General features: G+C 37.0%; 8 protein-coding genes. All 8 read left to right on the forward strand.

The window, feature by feature from the left end; translation table 11 throughout:
* Window positions 1-21 precede the first annotated feature (21 nt).
* Window positions 22-1,335, forward strand: a complete 1,314-nt coding sequence (locus ASL19_RS14075) for an NAD(P)H-dependent oxidoreductase (protein WP_057178820.1) — start codon at window positions 22-24, stop codon at window positions 1,333-1,335.
* A 61-nt stretch (window positions 1,336-1,396) separates the two neighbouring features.
* Window positions 1,397-2,488 (forward strand): glycosyltransferase, encoded by a 1,092-nt coding sequence (locus tag ASL19_RS14080; protein ID WP_057178821.1) that lies wholly within the window; start codon window positions 1,397-1,399, stop codon window positions 2,486-2,488.
* 94 nt (window positions 2,489-2,582) lie between these two features.
* Window positions 2,583-4,808 carry a polysaccharide biosynthesis tyrosine autokinase gene (locus tag ASL19_RS14085; protein WP_057178822.1) on the forward strand — a complete coding sequence of 742 codons (2,226 nt, stop codon included), beginning with the start codon at window positions 2,583-2,585 and terminating at the stop codon, window positions 4,806-4,808.
* Between the two features lie 155 nt (window positions 4,809-4,963).
* Complete coding sequence (hepC, locus tag ASL19_RS14090) at window positions 4,964-5,608, forward strand: heterocyst development glycosyltransferase HepC (protein ID WP_057178823.1); 645 nt, start codon at window positions 4,964-4,966, stop codon at window positions 5,606-5,608.
* An 81-nt stretch (window positions 5,609-5,689) separates the two neighbouring features.
* Window positions 5,690-6,634, forward strand: coding sequence for a hypothetical protein (locus ASL19_RS14095; RefSeq protein WP_057178824.1), 945 nt, complete (start codon window positions 5,690-5,692; stop codon window positions 6,632-6,634).
* 48 nt (window positions 6,635-6,682) lie between these two features.
* Window positions 6,683-8,512, forward strand: coding sequence for a heterocyst formation ABC transporter subunit HepA (gene hepA / locus ASL19_RS14100; RefSeq protein WP_057178825.1), 1,830 nt, complete (start codon window positions 6,683-6,685; stop codon window positions 8,510-8,512).
* 31 nt (window positions 8,513-8,543) lie between these two features.
* A complete protein-coding gene (locus ASL19_RS14105) occupies window positions 8,544-9,695 on the forward strand; it encodes a glycosyltransferase (RefSeq protein ID WP_057178826.1) in 1,152 nt (383 codons plus the stop codon).
* A 4-nt stretch (window positions 9,696-9,699) separates the two neighbouring features.
* The coding region (locus ASL19_RS14110) for a glycosyltransferase family 2 protein (RefSeq protein ID WP_152980444.1) at window positions 9,700-10,155 on the forward strand (456 nt) is incomplete at its 3' end.

Here is a 10,155-nt window from a genome sequence, read left to right on the forward strand (position 1 = left end):
GGAGTTTCCCGGGAGTTGAAAATGATAATAGTTGATCAAGCATTACAAGCACGTGCTGAATTAGGTAAACCAGTAAAAGTTGCCATGATTGGTGCTGGTTTTATGGGGAGAGGTATAGCTAATCAAATTATTAATTCTGTTCCAGGAATGGAATTGGTAGCTATTGCTAACCGTCATATTCAAACAGCAGAACGAGCATATTTGGAAGCAGGAATCGAAAATTTCCGCACTGTGGATAATTTAGGAGATTTGGAAGATTCCATCGCCCAAAATGGATATGCAATCACCGAAGATGCCATGTTGCTATGTGAAGCAGACGGTATAGATGCAATTATTGAAGTCACTGGAACCATAGAATATGCAGCTCATTTGGTAACCAGAGCGATCGCCCATCAAAAGCATGTGATATTAATGAATGCGGAACTAGATGGAACAGTGGGACCGATTTTAAAAATTCATGCTGATAGAGCTGGAGTAGTTTTCACAGCTTGCGATGGGGATCAACCAGGGGTAGAAATGAATTTATATCGCTTTGTTAAAAGCATTGGTTTAACCCCCCTATTATGTGGAAATATTAAGGGATTACAAGATCCCTACCGCAATCCAACCACTCAAGCTGGTTTTGCTCAACGTTGGGGACAAAATCCAGCTATGGTGACAAGTTTTGCTGACGGTACAAAAATTTCCTTTGAGCAAGCAATTGTAGCCAATGGTACGGGGATGAAGGTAGCAAAGCGGGGTATGTTGGGATATGAATATACAGGTCATGTAGATGAAATGACCAAAATGTATGATCTAGATCAGCTTAGGGAACTGGGTGGAATTGTAGACTATGTGGTAGGTGCAAAACCCAGTCCAGGAGTATTTGTTTTTGCTACTCACGAAGATCCCAAACAACGCCATTATTTGAACCTCTATAAATTGGGCGAGGGTCCTCTTTATAGTTTCTATACACCCTATCACTTATGTCATTTTGAAGTTCCTATTTCTGTAGCTCGTGCAGTGTTATTACATGATGCAGTTTTAACCCCCATAGCAGGTCCTATAGTTGATGTGGTGGCCACAGCCAAGATTGATTTAAAAGCAGGGGAAATAATTGATGGTATTGGCTATTATATGACCTATGGACAATGTGAAAATTCCTCCATTGTGCAACAGGAAAATTTACTACCCATGGGACTAGCACAAGGATGTCGTTTAATACGAGATATTCCTCGAGATCAAGTCCTCACTTATAACGATGTCGAATTGCCTACAGGTAGACTTTGTGATAGATTGCGTGCTGAACAAACAGCCTATTTTTCCCCAGTTAAAACCTTAGCGATCGCTAGATAGAGTTTCCAGCAGTCATAGGGAGACCCAATACTCCCTATTCCCCCTCCCCCCTATTCAAACAATGAAAATTGCTCTAGTCCATGACTATTTAACCCAGCGCGGTGGAGCAGAGCGAGTATTTGAATTGCTTTGCAAATACTACCCCGAAGCGGATATTTTTACATCTGTATATGATGCCCAAAAAACTATTGACTTAGGCGATCGGATAGTTAAAACTACTTTTTTACAAAGCATTCCTGGGGCTAAGAAATATTTTCGACTTATAGCCCCGTTATACTTTCCAGCTTTCCGTTCCCTGGATTTACAAGACTATGATTTAATTATTAGTAGCAGTACGAGCTTTGCCAAAGCGGTTCGTAAAAAAAAGGAAGCTCAACACATTTGCTTCTGTCACAATGTAACTAGATTTTTATGGGATACACAAACTTATTTACGGGAGTATGGAGATTATCGTTACTTTGCTCCAGTAATAGAAAAAATATTTGCTATGATGAGAAATGTGGATCTGAAATACTCCCAGGAACCAGATTTATACATTGCCAATTCCAGCGTTGTTGCCAAACGTATACAACAAATATATGGCAAGGAAGCAATGGTAGTCAATTATCCAATTGATACCAATAATTTTGTTTTTTCTGAAATAAAAGATGACTACTACTTGGCATCTGCTAGGATGATAAGTTATAAACGTTTTGATATCATAGTCGAGGCTTTTAACTGGTTAGGTTGGCCTTTATTAATATCAGGTGACGGACCAGAACTACAAAGGTTAAAATCCAAAGCACTAGATAATATTCAATTTTTAGGTCATGTGAGCGACGTTAAGCGTAAGGACCTATTTTCTAGAGCTAAGTCCATTATTGTTGCAGCATTGGAAGACTATGGATTAGTGCCAGTAGAAGCGAATGCCAGTGGAACTCCAGTGATTGCTTATGGTGCAGGGGGTGTTTTAGACACTCAAATACCTGGAAAAACTGGAGTGTTTTTTAACAGACAATCAGCTGACTCTCTACAGACAGGATTATTTCGGGCCAAGGAAATAGCTTGGAATTATCAAAGCATTCGCAATCACGCTGTTAACAACTTCTCAGAATCAGTGTTTTTTCAAAAGATAGAGGAGATTGTCATGAAAAACTCCGGTATACATCACTGATGGAATGAAGGGGTATAGCACCCCCAAATTTTAATACTTTCGTCAATGATCCGAATTTTTAGTCTATAGTCTCTTGTATAGAAGGATAATTACAGTGCTTCAAACTAGTTTAAACTCACCTCTAAATACTTCAGCAGATTCAGAAGCAAGCTATGGACAAATGTTGTCTGTATTTATTAGAAGATTTCCTTGGGTTCTATTAGTACTTTTAACTTCCACAGCAGTAGCTGGAATTATCACTGCAAAAACTCAACCAACTTTCCAAAGTACCCTCCAGTTATTGATAGAACCTAACTACCAAGGAAGGGAAAAGGAAGATAAATTGGGAACGGATTTCACTGAATCTAACATTGTTATTGACACAGCGACCCAGTTAAATTTAATGAGGAGTTCTGCACTTTTACAAAAAGCAGTGACTCGGCTTAAGTCCGAATATCCGGATATCACTACAGAGGAACTTAAAAAATCCTTAGTTGCGACTCAGATTAAGACCTCTGAAGATAATATTGCCACGAAAATTTTTCAAATTGATTATATCAGTGATGATCCATATAAAACTCAAAAGGTTCTGACTGCTATTCAGCAAGTGTATCTTGAGTACAATAAAAATCAACAGGATATTCGGTTACAAAAAGGTCTACAAATTATTAGAGAACAGCTAAATAAAGCAACTGACGAAGTGAACGCGTCAGAGGCTAATTTACAACGATTTCGCCGCAATCAGAATTTGATTGATCCGGAGTTAGAAGCAAAAGCAATTGAAGAAACTTTAAATAGTATTCGCAAGGAAAGACAAACCACTCATTCTCTATACCAAGAAGCCATAGCTAAGCAAAAATCCTTGCAACAACAACTGAATCGCTCACCACAAAATGCTTTAGTTTCTTCTCGTTTGAGTCAGTCTACGCGCTACCAAGGTTTGCTCAATGAAATTCAGAAAACAGAGTTGGCTTTAGCTCAAGAGCGATTGCGTTTTACAGATGATACTCCTAACGTACAGAAACTAAATCAACAACTGCAAGATCAAAAAGGACTTTTACAAAAAGAGGTAAGCAGAACTCTAGGTGAGAATAATAATTCCTTAAATTTCGGAGAAAATTTGTTAGAACAAGGACAACTAGGACAAATTGATCTGAACTTAACCAGTGAATTGGTAACCACTCAAACTAATATTGTGGCACTGAGCGCTAGAGATCAGACCTTAGCTCAGAAAGAAAGTCAACTCCAATTGCAGTTAAAACGGTTTCCTTCTCTATTATCCTACTACAATCGGATCATTCCCCAACTAAAATTTAGTCGAGAAAGAATGGAACAATTGCTAAGAGCAGAACAGCAATTGCGTCAAGAATTGTCTAAAGGTGGATTTAATTGGCAAGTAGTAGAAGAACCAAAAATGGGCGTTAAATTAGGACCCAATCTTTCACAAAATTTATTACTGGGTGCAATTGTAGGATTTATCTTAGGTGGAGTTGCTGCTTTTATCCGTGAGTCATCAGATGATGCGGTGCATACTACCGCCCAATTGCAAAAACAATTAGCATTACCTTTATTGGGAACAACACCAAAATTACCATCAGCAAAAGGTAAGGAATCCGTCATTAAATTGCCTTTTGGTAAACCGGATGTTTTAGCTCCCTGGACAATTCAGGTTTTACAATCTTCTCCTGGGTGGGAGTCCCTAGATTTGATTTATAAAAATATCGAATTGCTCCACAGCAAGTCCGATTTAAAATCCTTAATGGTAACTTCAGCATTACCAGATATCAGTAAGTCATCTTTAACCTTAGGTTTAGCTATGAGTGCAGCACGTCTACATAAAAGAGTGCTCCTAATTGATGCCAATTTACGAGACCCAAATTTACATAAGCAGTTAAATCTACCGAATGAACAGGGTCTATCAACTCTGTTAGCTAATGATGCAAACATACCCGATCAAATAGGAATTTCCTACTCAGGTTCAGCTTACATTGATATTTTAACTGCTGGTCCTATACCTGCAGACCCAGCACATCTTTTAAGCTCTCCACGTATGAGGGAAATAATTACCATGTTTGAAGAAAATTATGATTTAGTGCTCATAGATGCACCTTCAGTGTTGGGTATGGTAGATGCAATAATTACAGGTTCTTCCTGTCGAAGTGTAGTTATGGTTGCTAGCATTGGTAAAGTGACACATAATCATCTAGCCCAGGCTACATCTATGTTGAGCAAGTTAAATCTTATTGGCGTTGTAGCTAACGGGGTATCTGACTCTGAAAGCACTTATGTTCCATATATCAAACCACAAGCATTAGCTCTAAAAGAATTTGTGGAAAAATAATTATTCTGAGGAAACGGGGAATTTTCTATTGTTCTATATTATTTAAGGAATTAATCAAGAGTTAATCAAGAATCAATAAAGAATTCTTGAGTTCAAAAATCAGCTGACCATCTTATTCTATTATAGAAAATATAGAGATAAGGAAAAACACGACCATGACGACTTCCATTTTTCCTAGTTTACAGCAATCTGGTGTGGTATCTGACCTATCTGAAAATTTTGCCTTTCCATCTTACTCTCTGAAATGGCGTAGGGATCAGTTATTAGTTACATTCTCCCGAAATTCCTCACAAATACATTTACCTTCCCTAAACAATGAACAACAATTGATTAACTGTCTAAAACATTCCACAGTTAATTTAGTAACTATAGATTCCAAACTGGGAACTTCCACATTAAAATTTTGGGCTAATGCTTGTGAGAAGGCTAATAAACCAATATTTATACGTCCTGTTAATAAAAATCAACCTCTTACAATAGGTGATGATATACTGGTGGTATTAGAGAGAACAATAAATATATTTTTGGCATTGTTTTTCTTGTCTTTATTTAGTCCTTTAATAGGATTTATAGTCTTATTAATGTTATTGAAATCACCAGGATCAATCTTTAAGTATGAATGGTGTATTGGCAAAAAAGGCAAATTATTTCGTTTGGTAAATTTTGATCATAATCTTCAACAAAATCTTCCGATCTCGAGCCTAGGGATGACGAAGTTAAGATTACATAGATTGCCAGAGCTATTCAATATCTTGCGCGGTGAAACTAGTTTATTTAACTCCAAACACTCCAAGCTTTAGACAAACCTATCCCCGAGATAGGGTTTCTAATAACCCATGAAAGTTCACATAATTAACAACAGCTAACAACGGCAACAAAAAATGAAAACCGCTATTTGTACCGTATTTGAAAAAGACTATCACTATGGTGTAGGCGCGTTAATCAACTCATTACACCATCATGGTTTTAAAGGAATATGCTGGGCTGGCTATCGTGGTAAATTACCAAGTTGGGCGAAGTATTTAAAAACAGGAGCAGGTTATGAAGAGTTTACTGTGTCTCCAGATTGTGCCATCAGATTTATAGAGGTAAAAACTAATAAACATCTAGGTTTTTACAAACCCGATTTTATGTCTCTACTATGGCAAAAATACTGTCCTGATATGGAGGCATTATTTTACTTTGATCCTGATATAGTCAATAAGTGTAAATGGAACTTTTATGAAAACTGGGTTAGTCGGGGGATTGCCATTTGTGGTGACTCCTGGTATTTGGTTCCTGCTAATCATCCCCGAAGACTAGCATGGAAAGAATTTGCCGAAAGTAATGGTTTTATTTGTGAACGCCAATTAGATTATCACTATAATAGTGGGTTTATTGGTCTACCCAAGCAATATCAATCAGTTCTGACTACTTGGCAAAATTTGCAAGAAATAGGTGAGAAATTGGGTTACAGCGACCTAACGGATCTATACGGGAGTCGTACTTTTAATTTTCCTCCCTATCTGTATGGAGATCAAACATACTTAAATCTAGCTTTAATGCTAAATAATTATCCTTTAAGTACTGTTGGACCCGACGGTATGGATTTTATTCCTGGTGGTACTATTATGTCTCATGCGACAGTACCAAATGTCAAACCTTGGCGCAAAAAGTTAATGCTTAGTGCTTTATTAGGTAGTGCTCCCAGCATCACAGATAAGTTGTATTGGAAACACAGTCATACACCTATTAAACTTTATTCCAATGCCAAATTAATTCAGCAGAACCTAGAAATTCTCTTGGGTTCTGCTATTGGTCGTTTTATCCGTCGCGCTCCCATGTAATCCCTGGATCGTGATTAATCCTATTACCAGTTATTATTGATTATTCTCATGTACCTTAAACTTGCTAGTCTCCCTCTCGAAATCTTGCAAAGTGCAAGTTTTTGGCAAAACCATAAATTAATTCTCAAAGAGTTTCAGCATTTTCGCTTGATGACGATTGGTGCCATATTTTTTTCAGCTCTTGCTGCTAGTTTTGAGGGGTTTGGTTTAGGTTTTTTGTTAGTATTTCTGCAGAGTTTAACCACTCCTGCTGCTGCACCTGTAAAAACGGGAATTGATTGGGTTGATATTTTTATTTTAGGAGTTAATACCTCAGCAATAGAAAGATTATATCGCATATCCGCTCTCATTGTAATTACTACCTGTATACGGGCATTATTTAACTATGTAGGACAATTATGTATTCAGTTCAGTGAGATTAATTTAGTAGATAACTTGCGAAAACGCATCTTTGAGCAATTGAGTACACAAACTCTGGGTTACTTTTCTAAAAAAAGCTCTGGAGAATTGATTAATACTCTCACCAATGAAATGGAGAGAATTAGACAGATTTTCGGAGGATTGGCTTTTTTAGTGACTAAAAGTCTTACTTTAGCAGTCTACTCAATTTCCCTATTTGTTTTATCCTGGCATCTTTCCATCTTATCTATTTTCCTATTTAGCTTTTTAGCCGTGGGACTATCGACACTAAATAAACATATTAGGGAACGCAGTTTTGAGATTACTAAAGCCAATGATATTTTTACCACTAGAGTGCTGGAGTTTTTGGATGGTATTCGTGTAGTTCATGCTTTTTGTACACAACAGTTTGAACGGCAAAGATACTTTGAAGCCAGCGCCAACATTGTTAAATCTTGGCGTAGAGTTTATTGGATTTCCCTGATAGTTAAACCCCTGGCGGATAGTATATCAACTCTGATTTTAGTTGGTATCATTTGCGTGGCTGTAGTTGTAGATTTAATGCCAATTTCTAACCTCCTGACTTTCTTTTTCGTACTGTTTCGTCTGGTACCAATGATTCAAGATGTCAACGGAGTTTTAGCATTTTTAAATACTCAAGCCGGTGCGGTAGAAAATATCAAAGATTTATTGAAATCTGAAAATAAGGCCTATTTTAAAAATGGCTATCTTGAATTTAGTGGAATTCAAAAAGCTATAGACATACAGGCTGTAAATTTTGGTTATGAGCCCAATCATTTAGTTCTCAAAGATATCACCTTGACAATAGAAAAAGGTAAAATGACTGCCCTAGTTGGTGCATCAGGTGGTGGCAAAACCACATTAGCTGACTTACTTGCTAGATTCCATGAACCAACTAACGGGAGAATTTTGTTAGATGGGTTAGATTTCCAAAAATTTGAAATCAACTCTCTGCGTTGGAAAATGGCTATAGTTGGTCAAAAAAGTTTTATTTTTAACACTTCAATTCGTCATAATATTGCCTATGGTACACCCCTGGCCACCGAGGAAGAAATTATTGAAGCTGCACGGTTAGCCAATGCTCTTGAATTTATTCAAAAATTACCTCAAGGTTTTGATACCATAATTGGTGCTGATGGCATGCAATTATCTGGAGGACAACAACAGAGAATTGCCATTGCTCGAGCTTTAGTGAGAAATCCTGAAATCCTTATTTTAGACGAGCCAACTAGTGCATTGGATGCAATTACAGAGCAGGTAATTCAAGAGTTGTTAGATAAATTCACTATTGGGCGAACAGTAATTGTTATTGCCCATCGTCTTTCTACAGTGGCTAAAGCTGATAAAGTTGTGGTCATTGAACAGGGAAAAATTATGGAACAGGGTTCATACCAAGATCTGATTCAACAACAAGGTAAATTTTGGCAATATTATCAGACCCAAAATGATATCAGATAGTTTCTGGTTCTTTATCAAATATACAAAACACATGACAATAATTGCACAGTTGAAACATAAGTTTAATGGTAAAGTATATTTTTTATGTGATCCTCGAGAGTTGGATGATGTTGGTGATCAGTTTCAACATTTACTGGTTTGTTTAGCTGAAGGTTTTCAGGAACTAGGAATCTCATTTTTTGCTAATGTAAATTATTGGTTAGAATCATCTCAAGAGGAAAAATATCTTTTTAATTATAACCCAAATATTACCTTTGATGATTGTGACTTGGTTATATTGACTAATATTTGGTTGTCTGTTAATTATGCCTGGGTAGATAATCTATTTAAACCGAATCGTGGATATCTTACGGTTTACTTAGATGGAGAAGACAGTGATAAAACTTATAGGTTTAGACCTGAATTCAACCAGTTTGATTTTATTTTTCGAACCCATTATAATCGTAAGTTACAATATGGAAATAGTAAATCTAGGAATAATTTTTACCCTTGGGCTTTTGGTTTAAGCAGTCGAATTTTGCGAGAACTGAACACAGTGCCAGATTTTGATGATCGTCAAAAACAAATTTTGGTTAATTTTCGCCACTGGAAAAAAGGCCATCCTGTGAGAAATATTAGTTCTCGGATGTTTATACCCCAAATCAGTAAAATTTTCTCCATAGACCACACTATTGATAGTCCCCACAATCTAACATCAGACCCATATCATCAATTGCAGTGGTTACAAACCGGTAAGAGACATTATCCCAGCTTTTACCAGCGTCTAAAAAACTCCATTGCTTGTGCTTGTTTTGGAGGTTTTTTTGTGCCTAGCTGGCCTGATGACCCAGCCAGTTTACTGAATCGTATAGGTAAGCAAATGCTCAATCATTTACAGTTAAAATCCCATCAGATAGTACAGTGGGACAGTTGGCGATTGTGGGAATCTTTAGCAGCTGGATGTGTTACTTTTCATGTGGATTTTGAAAAATATGGTGTTTGTTTACCTGTTATGCCAGAAAATTGGGCACATTATATTGGTGTGGATTTAGATAATGTTAAAGCCACAATTGAAAGAATAGCGGATCAACCGGAAATTTTACCAGCAATTGCTACAGAGGGTAGAAAATGGGCTATGAAAAATTATAGTCCTGCTCCCACAGCTTTACGTTTCCTAGAAACCATTTATCAAAAGGTGAGTTAACAACATGTCCATAACTTCTGACTTACTACCACCCTTAGTTAGTGTGATTATCCCTACTTATAATCGTCCTCAATATCTCAAACAAGCAATTTTCAGTGCTGCTCTTCAAACATATCAGAATATTGAAATTATTGTTTCGGATAATTGTAGTCCAGAAAGTCCAGCAAATTTAGTAGCTGATTTTTGTGATCCACGGATCAGATTTTGGCAACACCCACAAAATGTAGGGATGCTCAAAAATCAGATTCATGCTCTCAAAATGGCACGGGGTAAATATGTCGCTACTCTCCATGATGATGACCTATGGCATCCTGATTTTCTTGCCACACTCATACCACATTTGGAGAACAATTCGGATTTGATTCTTGCTTTTTGTGACCAATATATTATAGATGCTAATGGTCAAATCAATCTTGATGCCACCCAGAAAAGTTCTCGTGCTTATAAACGAGATCAAATA

Origin of the sequence: Cylindrospermopsis sp. CR12 (genome assembly GCF_001432185.1) — a bacterium.
GTDB classification, from domain to species: domain Bacteria; phylum Cyanobacteriota; class Cyanobacteriia; order Cyanobacteriales; family Nostocaceae; genus Raphidiopsis; species Raphidiopsis raciborskii.

What these genes read in the sequence shown, in the direction of transcription:
- ASL19_RS14075 (WP_057178820.1), top strand. Translation starts at nt 22, where the DNA reads ATGATAATAGTTGATCAAGCATTACAAGCACGTGCTGAATTAGGTAAA.
- hepA (WP_057178825.1), top strand. Translation starts at nt 6,683, where the DNA reads ATGTACCTTAAACTTGCTAGTCTCCCTCTCGAAATCTTGCAAAGTGCA.
- ASL19_RS14105 (WP_057178826.1), top strand. Translation starts at nt 8,544, where the DNA reads ATGACAATAATTGCACAGTTGAAACATAAGTTTAATGGTAAAGTATAT.
- hepC (WP_057178823.1), top strand. Translation starts at nt 4,964, where the DNA reads ATGACGACTTCCATTTTTCCTAGTTTACAGCAATCTGGTGTGGTATCT.
- ASL19_RS14095 (WP_057178824.1), top strand. Translation starts at nt 5,690, where the DNA reads ATGAAAACCGCTATTTGTACCGTATTTGAAAAAGACTATCACTATGGT.
- ASL19_RS14080 (WP_057178821.1), top strand. Translation starts at nt 1,397, where the DNA reads ATGAAAATTGCTCTAGTCCATGACTATTTAACCCAGCGCGGTGGAGCA.